At 66.2% G+C, this 12,914-nt stretch carries 15 protein-coding genes; 8 read left to right on the forward strand and 7 right to left on the reverse strand.

What is annotated here, in order from left to right; all coding sequences use genetic code 11:
* The first annotated feature begins 128 nt into the window (after positions 1–128).
* The 4 genes from JQK15_RS11000 to argC all read left to right on the forward strand — a co-directional run bounded on the left by JQK15_RS11000 (position 129) and on the right by argC (position 3,805).
* Positions 129–1,526 carry a leucyl aminopeptidase family protein gene (locus JQK15_RS11000; RefSeq protein WP_214865620.1) on the forward strand — a complete coding sequence of 466 codons (1,398 nt, stop codon included), beginning with the start codon at positions 129–131 and terminating at the stop codon, positions 1,524–1,526.
* Between the two features lie 62 nt (positions 1,527–1,588).
* Positions 1,589–1,996 carry a MarR family transcriptional regulator gene (locus JQK15_RS11005; protein ID WP_004211384.1) on the forward strand — a complete coding sequence of 136 codons (408 nt, stop codon included), beginning with the start codon at positions 1,589–1,591 and terminating at the stop codon, positions 1,994–1,996.
* Positions 1,956–2,864 carry a C40 family peptidase gene (locus JQK15_RS11010; protein WP_214865480.1) on the forward strand — a complete coding sequence of 303 codons (909 nt, stop codon included), beginning with the start codon at positions 1,956–1,958 and terminating at the stop codon, positions 2,862–2,864. Before JQK15_RS11005 ends, JQK15_RS11010 begins: the two co-directional genes overlap by 41 nt.
* A complete protein-coding gene (gene argC / locus JQK15_RS11015) occupies positions 2,861–3,805 on the forward strand; it encodes an N-acetyl-gamma-glutamyl-phosphate reductase (protein WP_214865482.1) in 945 nt (314 codons plus the stop codon). The genes JQK15_RS11010 and argC overlap by 4 nt, the downstream gene beginning before the upstream one ends.
* A gap of 71 nt (positions 3,806–3,876) precedes the next feature.
* Here the strand turns inward: argC and JQK15_RS11020 are convergent, their stop codons facing one another.
* A complete protein-coding gene (locus JQK15_RS11020) occupies positions 3,877–4,080 on the reverse strand; it encodes a hypothetical protein (protein ID WP_004211380.1) in 204 nt (67 codons plus the stop codon).
* Positions 4,081–4,316: 236 nt separating this feature from the next.
* Here JQK15_RS11020 and JQK15_RS11025 point away from each other — a divergent pair, with 236 nt between their 5' ends.
* From JQK15_RS11025 to JQK15_RS11035, 3 genes are all read left to right on the forward strand, one after another.
* The gene (locus JQK15_RS11025; protein WP_010337933.1) at positions 4,317–4,487 is read left to right on the forward strand and encodes a hypothetical protein; all 171 of its coding nucleotides are present in this window, start codon (positions 4,317–4,319) and stop codon (positions 4,485–4,487) included.
* Between the two features lie 61 nt (positions 4,488–4,548).
* The gene (locus JQK15_RS11030; RefSeq protein WP_214865484.1) at positions 4,549–5,877 is read left to right on the forward strand and encodes a PQQ-dependent sugar dehydrogenase; all 1,329 of its coding nucleotides are present in this window, start codon (positions 4,549–4,551) and stop codon (positions 5,875–5,877) included.
* Positions 5,878–6,004: 127 nt separating this feature from the next.
* Positions 6,005–6,343 carry a hypothetical protein gene (locus tag JQK15_RS11035; protein ID WP_230588606.1) on the forward strand — a complete coding sequence of 113 codons (339 nt, stop codon included), beginning with the start codon at positions 6,005–6,007 and terminating at the stop codon, positions 6,341–6,343.
* A 3-nt stretch (positions 6,344–6,346) separates the two neighbouring features.
* On the opposite strand, the gene JQK15_RS11040 is transcribed toward JQK15_RS11035, so the two are convergent.
* The gene (locus tag JQK15_RS11040; protein WP_004211373.1) at positions 6,347–7,162 is read right to left on the reverse strand and encodes an ATP-binding protein; all 816 of its coding nucleotides are present in this window, start codon (positions 7,160–7,162) and stop codon (positions 6,347–6,349) included.
* A gap of 110 nt (positions 7,163–7,272) precedes the next feature.
* Here JQK15_RS11040 and JQK15_RS11045 point away from each other — a divergent pair, with 110 nt between their 5' ends.
* Positions 7,273–8,229 (forward strand): L-threonylcarbamoyladenylate synthase, encoded by a 957-nt coding sequence (locus tag JQK15_RS11045; protein WP_214865486.1) that lies wholly within the window; start codon positions 7,273–7,275, stop codon positions 8,227–8,229.
* Between the two features lie 26 nt (positions 8,230–8,255).
* Here the strand turns inward: JQK15_RS11045 and JQK15_RS11050 are convergent, their stop codons facing one another.
* The 5 genes from JQK15_RS11050 to JQK15_RS11070 form a co-directional block, all read right to left on the reverse strand.
* A complete protein-coding gene (locus JQK15_RS11050; protein WP_037517836.1) occupies positions 8,256–8,522 on the reverse strand; it encodes a hypothetical protein in 267 nt (88 codons plus the stop codon).
* Positions 8,523–8,636: 114 nt separating this feature from the next.
* Entirely contained in the window at positions 8,637–9,170 is a 534-nt protein-coding gene (gene msrA / locus JQK15_RS11055) for a peptide-methionine (S)-S-oxide reductase MsrA (RefSeq protein WP_004211369.1), read from the reverse strand.
* A gap of 45 nt (positions 9,171–9,215) precedes the next feature.
* A complete protein-coding gene (locus JQK15_RS11060; protein WP_026109646.1) occupies positions 9,216–10,937 on the reverse strand; it encodes a long-chain-fatty-acid--CoA ligase in 1,722 nt (573 codons plus the stop codon).
* 148 nt (positions 10,938–11,085) lie between these two features.
* Entirely contained in the window at positions 11,086–11,769 is a 684-nt protein-coding gene (locus JQK15_RS11065) for a DUF1013 domain-containing protein (RefSeq protein WP_010337928.1), read from the reverse strand.
* A gap of 115 nt (positions 11,770–11,884) precedes the next feature.
* Positions 11,885–12,913: a glycosyltransferase family 4 protein gene (locus JQK15_RS11070; RefSeq protein WP_214865488.1), complete on the reverse strand. Its 1,029-nt coding sequence runs from the start codon at positions 12,911–12,913 to the stop codon at positions 11,885–11,887.
* Position 12,914 lies beyond the last annotated feature (1 nt).

The following is a 12,914-nucleotide window of genomic DNA, read 5'->3' on the forward strand; positions in this document are numbered from 1 at the left end:
CCTGGAACCTAGGCATTCGGGCCACAATAGGCAAATGCCCTGACGGCCGGCCGGGTTTCCACCGGGACGAAAGAAGATGCAAAAAATGGCCCGTTCCCATGTGGAGCGCTTTCTCCTACATCCTGTGCATGACCGAATTTGCCGACCTGCTCAAAGCCGATAATGGCCAGCCCGCCCGTTCCATCCAGCTGATCGAAGCGGCCGAACTGGACGCCTGGTTCACTACCCAACCCGAGCGGGTCCGCGCCCTGATCAGCGCCCAGAAATTCCACGCCAAGCCGAACGAATATGCGATCGTCCCCGGCGAGGGGCAGAGCGACTGGTCGGTCGTGGCCGGGGTGGCGAAGCGCGACGCGCTGGGCAGCTGGTGCCTGGCCAGATTGGCCGAGAGCCTGCCCGAGGGCAGCTATCGCCTGGCGGAGGGTAGCACCGGCGCGGCGGCGCTGGGCTGGCTGACGGCGCAATATCGGTTCGAACGCTATCGCAAGGATGAAGGCGCGGCCGGCCCGCGCGTGTTGCTGACCGGCGACGTCGCCCGGATCGAGGCGATCGTGCAGCAGGCCGAGGCGGTGGCGCTGGTCCGCGATCTGGTCAACACGCCGGCCGCCGACATGGGGCCGCAGGATCTGGAAGATGCCGTGCGGCAGCTTGCGCAGGCGCATGGCGGCGAGGTGCAGGTGACGCGCGGCGACGCGCTGGAGCAGGGTTTCCCGATGATCCATGCCGTCGGCAAGGCGGCGGACAAGGGTTTTGCCCCGCGCCTCATCGAAATGAGCTGGGGTGACCCCGCCGCGCCGCGCATCGCCGTGGTCGGCAAGGGCATCTGCTTCGACAGCGGCGGCCTCGACATCAAGCCATCATCGGGCATGCGCCTGATGAAGAAGGATATGGGCGGCGCGGCCCATGCGATCGCGCTGGCCCGGCTGATCATCGGGGCGCGCCTGCCCGTGCGGCTGCACCTGCTGGTGCCGACCGCCGAAAATGCCATCAGCGGCAATGCCTTCCGCCCCGGCGACATATTGCGCAGCCGGCAGGGGCTGACCGTGGAGATCGGTAATACCGACGCCGAAGGGCGGCTGGTGCTGGGCGATGCACTGACCCGCGCGGGTGAGGAAAAGCCCGAGCTGATCGTGGACTTCGCCACCCTGACCGGCGCCGCGCGAGTCGCCGTCGGCCCGGACCTGCCGGCGCTGTTCACCAATGATGAGGCGCTGGCGAGCGACATTGCGGCGGCCGGCACGGCGGTCGACGACCCGACCTGGCGCCTGCCGCTGTGGGACGGCTATTATGACATGCTGAAGTCCGACATCGCCGACCTGAACAATGCCGGCGAAGGTGGCTTTGCCGGCGCGGTGACCGCCGCCCTGTTCCTGCAGCGTTTCGTGCCGGAGGGCACGGCCTGGATTCACCTCGACACCTTCGCCTGGCGACCGGCGGCCCGTCCGGGCCGGCCCAAGGGCGGCGAGGCGCTGGGCCTGCGCGCGGTCTTCCGCCTGCTCCAGCAGCGCTATGACGGCGCGCGATAGCCAAACTGCAATATCCTGCGATCCGTTACGCAACCGGATTGGCTATCATGCGTTAGGGGGGCATGAACGCGCTCGCTTCCCCGCAACAGGCCGCCCAGATCGACCGTCCCGGCATACAGCCGCTCAGCCAGTGGATGCGGACCCTGGTGGATTATGTGAGGTCGGGAAAACCCGACCTCACCAACCGCCAGATGGCCCTGATGCTGACCGTCTATATCGGCGATGGCCCGCATACCGTGCGCGGCCTGGCCGAGCAGTTGCATGTGTCCAAGCCGGTCATCACCCGCGCGCTGAACAAGCTTTCGGCGCTCGGCTATCTCCGACGAGAGCGGGATGCGGCCGATCGGCGCAATATTTTCATCACCCGCACGTCGAAGGGCGCGGAATTCCTTGACGCCTTTCACCATTTCATCGCAGGAACCGCGCGCGATGACAGGCCAGATCAACACCACGCGGAACGCACCGCCTGAAAGAACCCGGTTCAAGCTGGACGGCAGATCCGTAGCGCTCGACCACCGCGTCCATGCGGCGCGTGGCGACCTTGCGGACATCTCGCTCGCCGGCGTGCTCTTTTCCGCCCATTATGCCCGCGCGGTCGAACTGACCTGCGTGGCGCCCGGCGCGCCGATCCTGTCCCAGCCCTCGCACAATGCCGAGGCGGTCAGCGAATTGCTGCGTGGCGAAAGCTTCCATGCGCTCGACGTCACGACCGACTGGGCCTGGGGCTTTTGCGGGCATGATGGCTATGTCGGCTATATCCGTCGCGACGCGCTGGACGTGAAGGAAGCGGTCAGCCACCGCATCGTCAACCAGAGCGCGCCGCTGTTCAGCCGCGCGGACATCAAGGCACCGATCGCCGATCACTGGCCGCTGGGCGCCCGCTTCGGCGGCGAGGCCGAGGACAGCTTCCTCGCGACCGGCGACGGCTTCATCCATGGCCGCCATGCCGCCCCGCTCGACTCGCCGGAAAGCGACTGGGTCGCTGTGGCGCAGCGCTATCTGGGCCAGCCCTATGTCTGGGGTGGCCGTGGGCATCGCGGCATCGACTGTTCGGGCCTGGTGCAGGTTGCGCTGGGCGAATGCGGCATCGCCGTGCCGCGCGACACCGACCTGCAGTGCGAAGGCATTGGCGCGCCGATCGAGGCGAGCGCGCCGTTGCAGCGCGGCGACCTGATCTTCTTCCCCGGCCATGTCGGGATCATGACCGACGCCACCCATATGCTGCATGCCAACGCCCATTGGATGACCGTGGTGGTCGAGCCGCTGGCCGATGTCGTTGCCCGGCTGGCGCCCGACCATGAACAGCCGATCATCGCGCGGCGGAGGATTGCCCCATGACCACGAAGATCTTCATCGACGGCGGCCATGGCACCACCGGCATCGAGATTGCCGATCGCCTGGCCGACCGGCCCGAACTGTCGCTGATCACGGTCGACGAGAAGGATCGCCGCAACATGGCGGCCCGGCGCGACGCGCTGAACGCGGCCGACATCGTGATTCTGTGCCTGCCCGACGATGCCGCGCGCGAATCCGTGTCGATGATCGACAATGACCGCACCCGCGTGATCGACGCATCGACCGCACACCGCGTCGCCGACGGCTGGACCTATGGCTTCCCCGAACTGGAGCCGGGCCATCGCGAGCGACTGGCCAACAGCCGCTTCGTTGCCAACCCCGGCTGCTGGCCGACCGGTTTTCTGGGTCTGGTCCGTCCGCTGGTGCTGGCCGGCCTGCTGCCGGCCGACTGGCCGGTGACGGTATCGGGCGCATCGGGCTATTCGGGTGGCGGCAAGGCGATGATCGCGGAATATGAGGGCGCCGATGGCGCGCCGACCGCCTTCCGCGCCTATGGCCTGAGCCTGGCGCACAAGCATGTGCCGGAAATGACCCGCTATTCGGGCCTGGCCCATCCGCCGCTGTTCGCGCCGGCCGTCGCCAACGCCTATCGTGGCATGCTGGTGGAAGTGCCGCTGCAACTGCGCGCCATCCCCGACACCCCATCCCCGGCGGACATCCATGCCGCGCTGGCCGCCGCCTATGCAGGATCGCCGATCGTCAGCGTGACGCCGCTGGCCGACAGCAGCGCCATGGCACAGATTGAGGTCGAGCATGTCGGCGCGACCGATCGCCTATCTCTGTCGGTGTTCGGCAATGCGCAGAGCGGACAGGCCCGCCTGGTCGCCACGCTCGACAATCTGGGCAAGGGGGCAGCGGGCGCCGCCGTGCAGAATCTCAATATCCTGGCCGGCCTGCCGGAAACTGCCGGCCTGCGGCTCTAAAGCGCCTTCAGCCAGACAGCAAAAAGGGCCGGCGCGTTCCATGACGCTCCGGCCCTTTTGCGTTCAGGCGATCAGTGGATCGTGCCGAGCGGCTGGTGATGGGCGAGCAGCACGATCAGCCGCTCGATCTGGCGCCAGTGGCAGAAATGGATGTGGTTGCCGAGGTCGCGGCTGCGATCGGCCCGCGCCGCCGCCTCATAGCCGGCATTGGCGCCGAAGGTCGCGATCAGTTCCGTCGCATCCTCATAGCTCTTTCGATCCGAAAGATATGGCATGTGCATGCGACCCCCGATTTTTGCGCGCCCTTTCCCCTCCCCTATCAACCCCCATGCCAGTTTGGTGCTTTGGCGCAGCAGGCCGAGAACGAGGGTGAACAGCCGGTTAGCCAAGTCCCGCAGCGGGACAGGCGCGCCATTTCGGGACGCCGGCCGTTCCGATCCGGGACAGGGGGGGGGGGGGCGCGGGCGACAAGCGACTGGCCATGGGCGGCGGGCCATGGCAAGGATGGGCCATGAACAAGGCGAAGAATCCGACCGGCGCGGGCGCCATCATCGCATTGCTGATCATGGCCGGGGCGATCGGCGGCGGCCTGCTGGGCCAGCCCAGCATCGGACTGCTGGTTGGCACCGGGGCCGGCATCCTGATCGCCCTGCTGCTGTGGCTGCGCGAACGAAAGGCTTAACTAACCACCCGCGCAACGGAGCGCCTTGCCGGGCGCCGCATCGCCGCATAGATGTGGCGACATGAAGAAGCATTTCATCGCCATCCCCCTCGTCGCGCTGGTCATTGCCGGCGGCGCCTTCCTCTATTTCGCGCAGGGCGACACGGCCCAGTTGCCGGCCGGTGCCGATGTCGGCCGGGAACCGCGCTTCACCACGCCGCGCAACGAGTTTTTCCCGACGGTCAACATCGCCGAAGTGAAGCCGTGGAAGGCGGGCGAGAAGCCGGTCGCCGCCAAGGGGCTGGTGGTCGAGCGCTTCGCCGAGGGGCTGAGCCATCCGCGATCGCTGCTGCGCCTGCCCAATGGCGACATATTGACGGCCGAGACCAACAGCCAGCCCCGCCCGCAGACCGGCATCGTCAGCCGGGTGATGAATTTCCTGATGAACAAGGCCGGCGCCGGCGTCCCCTCGCCCGACCGCATCAGCCTGCTGCGCGACACCGATGGCGACGGCAAGGCGGACACCAAGACGGTGTTCCTGAGCGGCCTCTATTCGCCCTATGGCATGGCGCTGATCGGCGACACCCTCTATGTCGCCAACACCAATGCGCTGATGGCCTTTCCCTATAAGGAAGGCGAGACCAAGATCAGCGACAAGGGGCGGAAGATTTTGAACCTGCCCGCCCAGGCGCCGAACATGCACTGGACCCGCAGTCTGACCGTCGGCCCCAACGGGCTGCTCTATGTCGGCGTCGGATCGAACAGCAATATCGGCGAAAATGGTCTGGAAAGCGAAGCGAACCGCGCCGCCGTGCTGGAGGTCAATCCCAAGACCGGCGACTATCGCATCTATGCGTCGGGCCTGCGCAACCCGGTCGGCCTGGCCTTTGAGCCCAGGAGCGGCGTGCTGTGGGGCGTGGTCAATGAGCGCGACATGCTGGGCGGCGACCTGGTCCCCGACTATCTGACCCGCGTCGAATTCGGTGCCTTCTATGGCTGGCCGTGGAATTACTGGGGCGGCTATGAGGATCGCCGGGTCCAGCCGCAGCGGCCGGAAATCCGCGAATATACCAAGCGCCCCGACTATGCGCTGGGCAACCATGTCGCGCCGCTGGGCCTGAGCTTCTCCAAGGATGCGCAGCTCGGCGCCGCCTATGGCAATGGCGCCTTTGTCGGCCTGCATGGCAGCTGGAACCGCAAGCCGGCCGCCGGCTACAAGGTCGTGTTCATTCCGTTCGAGGATAATGGCGAAGTCGGCAAGGCCAAGCCGACCGACGTGCTGACCGGCCTCCTGGACGCGCAGGGCGCGGCGCGTGGCCGCCCGGTCGACGTGACCGTGGACGCCAAGGGCGCGCTGCTGGTGGCGGATGATGTCGGCGGCGTCGTCTGGCGGGTGACCCGCGCACAATAATCTTGGTCGCCCGGCCGATGCGTCGAAAAAACTTGTTCGCAAGACCAGACGCTTAATTTCGGCCGGGCAACAGCCGGGATATATTGCCCCGTTCGCGCGCTGATACGCGATGCGACAGGCGTCCAAGATGAAACCGATCGAACCGGCGGAGCTATATCAGCTGCGGGCGGACAGCGCGCGGCGATCCCTTCATCACTTGCGCATGGAGGCGCTGGGCCAGCCGGACCGACGACAAGGCTATGACCTGGAGCATGACCGCCGGCTGGCGGAAATGTATTTCAACACCTTCGCCGCCCTCGCCCACCGACAGCGTCACAGCGACACGCTGAGTCTGGCCCGCGTCATCAAGACGATGGCCGATGCCGCGCCGCTGTGCGACACCGCCGTCGATCCGCCCCGTTGCCGCAAGGAACTGGACCGACTGGTCGACGAATTTCTGAGCCTGGCCGAAAAGGATGGCGACTGAGAATCAGACCGAGAGGCCGTGACGGCCGGCGAGTTCGACCACATATTGCCAGGCGACACGGCCCGAGCGGCTGCCCCGCTGCGTCGCCCACTGGATCGCGTCGAGCGGCTCGACGCTGAGGCCCAGCGCCTGGGCATAGCCCTCGACAATGGCGACATAGGCGTCCTGGTCGAGCGCATGGAAGCCGAGGCTGAGGCCGAACCGGTCCGATAGCGCCATCTTGTCATCGACCACGTCGCGCGGATTGATCGGATCATCCTGTTCCGACAGGTTGCGCGGCACGATATGGCGGCGGTTGGACGTCACATAGAGGCGGACATTGGCCGGGCGCGCAGCGGTGCCGCCCTGGAGCAGCGAGCGCAGCGCGCGGGCATCGCCCACGCCTTCGTCAAAGCCCAGATCGTCGAGGAACAGGATGAAGGGCCGGGTCGTGCTGCGCAGCAGGGTGAAGAGCGCCGGCAGGCTGGCCAGTTCATCGATCGCGCATTGCAGCAGGGCGATGTCCTGCCCTTCCGCCTGCAGCTTGCCGACCACCGAAGCCACGGTCGCCGACTTGCCGGTGCCGCGCGCGCCCCACAACAGCACGTCATGCGCGGCATGGCCGGCGGCATGGCGGCGGCTATTGTCCAGCAGCGCGCTCTTCTGCGCATCGATGCCGGTCAGCAGATCATAATCCACCGGGTCGAACGCATCCACCGCGCGGATCGCCACCCCGTCCCACACATAGGCGGGAGCAGCCGCAAGGTCGGCAGAGGAAGCCGGCGGCGGCGCGAGCCGTTCCAGCGCTTCGGCGATACGGGTCAGCAGGGCGTCGTTCATGGCGCGGGATTAGCCGGGCCGCGCCGTTGCGGCAAGCTTTGCCAACAATGTCATGTCACTGTCGCAATGGCCTTTTACTGCAGCGTTCCGGGGTCTATATCGCGGGGGTCGTGACTATCCCAAATCCTGCCTTTTCCACCAGGGTCTGCCGCTATGGCGCGGAAGCGCTTCGCGAGGCAGCCTTGCTGATCCGCGCCGGCGAGCCCGTCGCCGTTCCCACCGAAACCGTCTATGGCCTGGCGGCCGATGCCACCGATTCCCAGGCGGTCGCGGGCATCTACAGCGCCAAGGGGCGGCCCAGCTTCAACCCGCTGATCGTCCATGTCGCCGACATGGAGATGGCGCGGCGGCTGGCCGATTTCTCGCCCCAGGCCGAACAGCTTGCCGCCCGCTTCTGGCCGGGCGCGCTGACCATGGTGCTGCCGGTGCGGGCCGATAGCGGCCTGTCGCCGCTGGTGATGGCCGGCCTGCCGACCGTGGCGCTGCGCCTGCCGGCCCATCCGGCGATGCGCGCGCTGATCCGCGAGAGTGGTAGGCCGCTGGCTGCGCCTTCGGCCAATCGCAGCGGATCGATCAGCCCCAGCCGGGCCGAGCATGTGCTGGCGAGCCTCAACGGCAAGATCCGCATGATCCTGGACGAAGGCCCGACCAGCGAAGGGCTGGAATCGACCATCGCCGCCCCCGAAGCGGACCGCATCCGCCTGCTCCGCCCCGGCCCGATCACGGCCGCGATGCTGGAGGAGGCAAGTGGCCTGCCGGTCATCACGGGGAAGGACAATGCGAAGATCGAGGCGCCCGGCCAGCTCGAAAGCCATTATGCGCCGTCGAAGCCGGTGCGGCTCAACGCGCTGCGGGCGGAGAAGGACGAATATCTGATCGGCTTCGGGCTGATGCCCTGCCATCTGAACCTGAGCGTCGACGCGGATCTGCGCGAGGCGGCGGCCAATCTGTTCGCGGCGCTGCACGTCGCCGACGCCAGCACGCAGGAGCGGATCGCGGTGGCCCCCATCCCCGACGAGGGGATCGGCACCGCCATCAACGACCGGTTACGCCGCGCCGCGGCCTGACCGGTCGATCTGGCGAATTTCGGGGCTCAGCCGCAATTGTCGTAACCGGCCTTGCGGCATTCGCGGCGGCGCTGTTCGTCGGCCTTCTTGCGCGCCTTGCCTTCCTCGGCCTCCTGCTTGCGCATCTTGCGGCCATAATTGCGGTCGGCCTCGTCCTGGCTGGTCGTCGCCCAGTCGGCCGCCTGCGCACCTGCGCGCACCGGCAAGGTCACGATATCCACCGCCGTCCTGGCAATGCAGCCCGGCAGCATCAGCAGCATCGCCGGCGCCAGCAGCATGATCGTCCTGGTCATTCTCAAAGTCCCCCGACTCGTCCGTTGCGCTGCATCTGCCATGGTCGACATTAACCATAAGCTAAGAACGCGGCGAAACGGGACGAGCCGTCGGGAAATCGGCCAGGCCGAGGATTATTCCTCGATGCGGGCGGCAAAACCCTTGCGCAGCTTGGCCAGCTTGGGCGGGATCACCGCCATGCAATAGGGGTTCTGGTCGCCGACCCGTTCCCAATATTTCTGGTGATAATCCTCGGCCGGATACCAGGGGGCGTCCGCCTCGATCGCGGTCACGACCGGATCGACCTGGTCCACCTGTGCCCGCGCGATGCCGGCCAGTGCCTCGGCCTGCTGCTCGGCCGAATGGGGGAAGATCGCCGAACGATACTGCGTCCCGATGTCGTTACCCTGGCGGTTCAGCGTGGTCGGATTGTGGGTGGCGAAGAAGATGTCGAGCAGGTCGGCATAGCTGATGACGGCCGGGTCGAAGGCGATGCGGATCGCTTCGGCATGGCCGGTATTGCCGGTGCAAACCTCCTCATAGGTCGGATCGACCTTGGTCCCGCCGATATAGCCGCTCTGGACCGATTCCACGCCCTTGAGCGTCTGGTAGACTGCTTCCGTACACCAGAAGCAGCCACCAGCCAGCGTTGCGATTTCCTGCGCCATATATCGATAATCCTTATCCAGCTTTGGCGCGCTAGATAGGAGCAATCAGGCCGCGGTTCCAGTCTGCGCCGCATTCTGGGCCATCGCCTGTTCGGCCTTGGCCCGTTCTTCGGCGACCAGTTCCTTGCGCGACAGCTTGCCGACCAGCGTCTTGGGCAGGCTGGCCCGCACCTCGACCTCACAGACCCGCTCATGCTTGCCCAGTTGCGGGTTGAGCCAGTCCTTGAGGCCCGGCCCGTCGATGGTCGCGCCTTCGTTCAGGGTCACGAACGCCTTGGGCTGCTCGCCGCGATAACGGTCGGGCACGCCGATCACCAACGCCTCCTTCACCGATTCATGATGATAGAGGACCGATTCCACCTGGCTCGGGAAGACCTTGAAGCCGCCGACGGCGATCATGTCCTTGAGCCGATCGACGATCCGCACATAGCCGTCGTCATCAACCTCGCCGACATCGCCGGTGCGCAGGAACTCGCCCACGAACACCTGCGCATCCGCGTCCGGCCGGTTCCAATAGCCCTTCATGATCTGCGGGCCGGCAAACATCAGTTCGCCCGGCTCGCCCTCGGGCGGGGGCTGGGTCGGATCCTCGCGGCTGACGATCTTGACGCGGGTGCCGGGCACGGGCTGGCCGACGGTGCCGGTCTTGTTCAACCCCTCATAGGGGTTGGCGCAGACGATCGGGCTGGTTTCGGTGAGGCCATAGCCCTCGATCAACCGTGCGCCGGTCACCGCCTCGAACTTCTGCTTCACCTCCATCGGCAGCGGCGCGCCGCCCGAAATGCAGGTGCGCAGCGACGAGAAATCGATGTTCGGCAGGGCCGGATGATCGAGCAGCGCCTGATACATGGTCGGCACGCCGGGCAGCGACGTCGCCTTGGTCCGCTGCACGGCCGAGAGCACCTGCACCGCCTCGAACCGGGGCAGCATCACCATCTCGCCACCATTCATGACGGTCCGGTTCAGCGTGCAGGTATTGGCGAAGACGTGGAAGAAGGGCAGCACCGCGATGATGCGGTCGTCGCCCTCGCCCGCGTGCGGGTCGATCCCCTGCGCCTGGCGCGCGTTGGCGGTCAGATTCTGGTGGGTCAGCATCGCGCCCTTGGGCGTGCCGGTGGTGCCGCCGGTATATTGCAGCAGCGCGACGTCGTTGACCGGATCGATGTCGGCGACGATGCATTCGCCGGAATTGGCGATCAGCCGGTCGTAGCGGATGACGCGCGGATCATGCGGCAGCGGCGTCGTCTCGCCGCGCTTGAACAGACGGAAGAGGATGCTCTTGGCAGTCGGCAGCACCTCGGCAATCGAACCGACCACCAGCTTTTCCAGGCTGCTATTGTCCAGCACCTTGAGCGCGGTCGGCAGCAGTGCCTTGGCCGACAGGGTGAACAGGATCTTGGTGCCGCTATCCTCGACCTGATGCTCCAGTTCGGCGGCGGTGTAGAGGGGGGAGAAGTTGACGACGATCGCGCCGGCCAGCAGCGCGCCATAATAGGCCGCGACATAATGCGGGGTGTTGGGCAGGTAGAGACCGACCCGGTCCCCCTTCTTCACGCCCATAGCCTGCAAACCACAGGCGATGCGCCTGATGTCGTCCATCATCGCGCCATAGCTGAACTTGCGCCCCATGAAGTCGATCATGTGGGCCTGCGGGTGGGCGGTGGCGCTCTGCGTTACCATGTCCCCCATCGACATCGGCGGGAACGTCTGCTCCCACGGCGTAGGGTGCTGATAATGCTCGCGCCAGATCTTTTCTCTGCTCTCCATTTACAGAAGTGTAAGTGGCCCGAGCGCTTTACGCAAGCGTCAACCTGTGTCTGGATTGTAGCAAAAAGGCCGCGCCGGAAAGCCGGCGCGGCCCTTGAAAATGCTGCATTGCAGCGGGTCGGAAAGAGCGTCGGATGACGCTACGTCTTCAGACCTCGCCCTTGTTGCTGCTGAACGGATCGAGGATCGTCGCGGCGCCCGAAATCAGCTCGGACTCGCTCTTGAGCGCCTGCTCGATGCGGCGCGCATTATCCTCGCGCTCGCGGCGCAGTTCCTCGATCAGCGCCTCACGATCGCCATCCAGACGCGAATCGGTCGGCATCTCGATGCCGGCCTTCTTCGCCGCCTTGCTGACCAGCGCATCCAGTTCGCGCTGCGAGCACAGGCCCAGCGTCACCGGATCCTTGGGCGTGATGTTGCTGATGTTCCAGTGGCTGCGATCGCGGATCGCGGCGATGGTGGTGCGGGTGGTGCCGATCAGCTTGCCGATCGCGCCGTCCGAAATCTCCGGATGGTTGCGCAGGATCCAGGCGATGCCATCGGGCTTGTCCTGGCGCTTGCTGACCGGGGTGTAGCGCGGGCCCTTGGTGCGACGGACCGGTTCGGGGCCCTTGAGCATCTTGAGCTTGTAGTCGGGATTGCTCTCGCCCTTGTGGATTTCGTCCATGGTGATTTCATGGGCGCGCACCGGATCGCGGCCGGTATATTTGATGCCGGCAGTGTCATCGGCGATGGCCTGGACTTCCAGGATGTGGAGCCCGCAGAATTCCGCGATCTGGTCGAAGCTCAGAGCGCTATTGTCGACCAGCCAGCTGGCGGTCGCATGGGGCATGAGGGGCTGGGACACGGGGTCTTCTCCGGCTCTAAAAACGATAAGGGCCGCCCAAGCAGGGCGGCCACGACATGTCAGGGATAGAGCATAGCGGGGCTTGCGGCAAGGAAAAGCGTCAGGCGGCGCTGTCCATCACCACCGGATCGATCGGATGCAATCCGGCCAGGAATTCCTGCGCACTGCGCTCCCAGCTAAAGCTACGCCCATAGGTGGCACAGGCAGCCCGATCGCACAGCAGCGCTGCGGCGATGGCATCCTCCAGCCGCTCCGACAGCGCGCCGGTTTCCGGCGTGACGATATCGATCGGTCCGGTGACCGGATAGGCTGCGACCGGCGTGCCAGCGGCCAGCGCCTCGATCATCACCAGCCCGAACGTATCGGTGCGGCTGGGGAAGACGAACACGTCCGCGCCGGCATAGATCGCCGCCAGATCGGCACCGAACTGCGCACCCAGGAAACGGGCGTCGGGATAAGCCCGTTCCAGCGCCCCGCGCGCCGGGCCGTCGCCCACGATCACCCTGGTTCCGGGATGCTCGCTGGCCAGGAAGGCTTCCAGATTCTTCTCGACCGCGACCCGGCCGACATAGAGCTGGATCGGGCGCGGCAGATCCGCCAGCAGGGCCGAGGGTGCGAGATCGCCAGCAAAGGTCTTGAGGTCCACGCCCCTGCCCCATTTGCGAACATTGGCGACGCCATGGGCACGCAATTGCTGCCGCACCGACCGGGTCGACACCAGCACCGCCTGCGCCGGGCCATGGAACCAGCGAATATAGCGCCAGAACCAGGCCGCCGGCAGGCCGGTGCGCTGCGACACATAATCGGGGAAATGGGTGTGATAGGCGGTGGTGAAGGGCACATTGCCGCGCAGGCACCAGCGCCGGGCGGCAAAGCAGAGCGGCCCTTCGGTCGCCAGATGGACGGCATCGGGACGGAAGGCGGCGATCGCCTGCCCCACCACGCCCGATCGCACCAGTGCCAGCCGGATTTCGGGATAGGTCGGACAGGGAATGGAGCCATAGAGATCGGGCGAGATCACCTTCACCTCATGGCCCATATGCTCCAGTTCGGCCTGGATCGTCTGCAGCGTGCGCACCACGCCATTCACCTGCGGCGTCCAGGCGTCGGTGACGATCGCGATCCGCATG

It is taken from the genome of Sphingobium sp. BHU LFT2 (assembly GCF_018604485.1).
GTDB classification, from domain to species: Bacteria; Pseudomonadota; Alphaproteobacteria; order Sphingomonadales; family Sphingomonadaceae; genus Sphingobium; species Sphingobium yanoikuyae_A.

Bases quoted from the DNA above. Each gene is read 5' to 3' on its own strand.
- JQK15_RS11000 (WP_214865620.1), top strand. From the start codon at position 129: ATGACCGAATTTGCCGACCTGCTCAAAGCCGATAATGGCCAGCCCGCC.
- JQK15_RS11005 (WP_004211384.1), top strand. From the start codon at position 1,589: ATGAACGCGCTCGCTTCCCCGCAACAGGCCGCCCAGATCGACCGTCCC.
- JQK15_RS11010 (WP_214865480.1), top strand. From the start codon at position 1,956: ATGACAGGCCAGATCAACACCACGCGGAACGCACCGCCTGAAAGAACC.
- argC (WP_214865482.1), top strand. From the start codon at position 2,861: ATGACCACGAAGATCTTCATCGACGGCGGCCATGGCACCACCGGCATC.
- JQK15_RS11020 (WP_004211380.1), bottom strand. From the start codon at position 4,080: ATGCCATATCTTTCGGATCGAAAGAGCTATGAGGATGCGACGGAACTG.
- JQK15_RS11025 (WP_010337933.1), top strand. From the start codon at position 4,317: ATGAACAAGGCGAAGAATCCGACCGGCGCGGGCGCCATCATCGCATTG.
- JQK15_RS11030 (WP_214865484.1), top strand. From the start codon at position 4,549: ATGAAGAAGCATTTCATCGCCATCCCCCTCGTCGCGCTGGTCATTGCC.
- JQK15_RS11035 (WP_230588606.1), top strand. From the start codon at position 6,005: ATGAAACCGATCGAACCGGCGGAGCTATATCAGCTGCGGGCGGACAGC.
- JQK15_RS11040 (WP_004211373.1), bottom strand. From the start codon at position 7,162: ATGAACGACGCCCTGCTGACCCGTATCGCCGAAGCGCTGGAACGGCTC.
- JQK15_RS11050 (WP_037517836.1), bottom strand. From the start codon at position 8,522: ATGACCAGGACGATCATGCTGCTGGCGCCGGCGATGCTGCTGATGCTG.
- msrA (WP_004211369.1), bottom strand. From the start codon at position 9,170: ATGGCGCAGGAAATCGCAACGCTGGCTGGTGGCTGCTTCTGGTGTACG.
- JQK15_RS11060 (WP_026109646.1), bottom strand. From the start codon at position 10,937: ATGGAGAGCAGAGAAAAGATCTGGCGCGAGCATTATCAGCACCCTACG.
- JQK15_RS11065 (WP_010337928.1), bottom strand. From the start codon at position 11,769: ATGCCCCATGCGACCGCCAGCTGGCTGGTCGACAATAGCGCTCTGAGC.
- JQK15_RS11070 (WP_214865488.1), bottom strand. From the start codon at position 12,913: ATGCGGATCGCGATCGTCACCGACGCCTGGACGCCGCAGGTGAATGGC.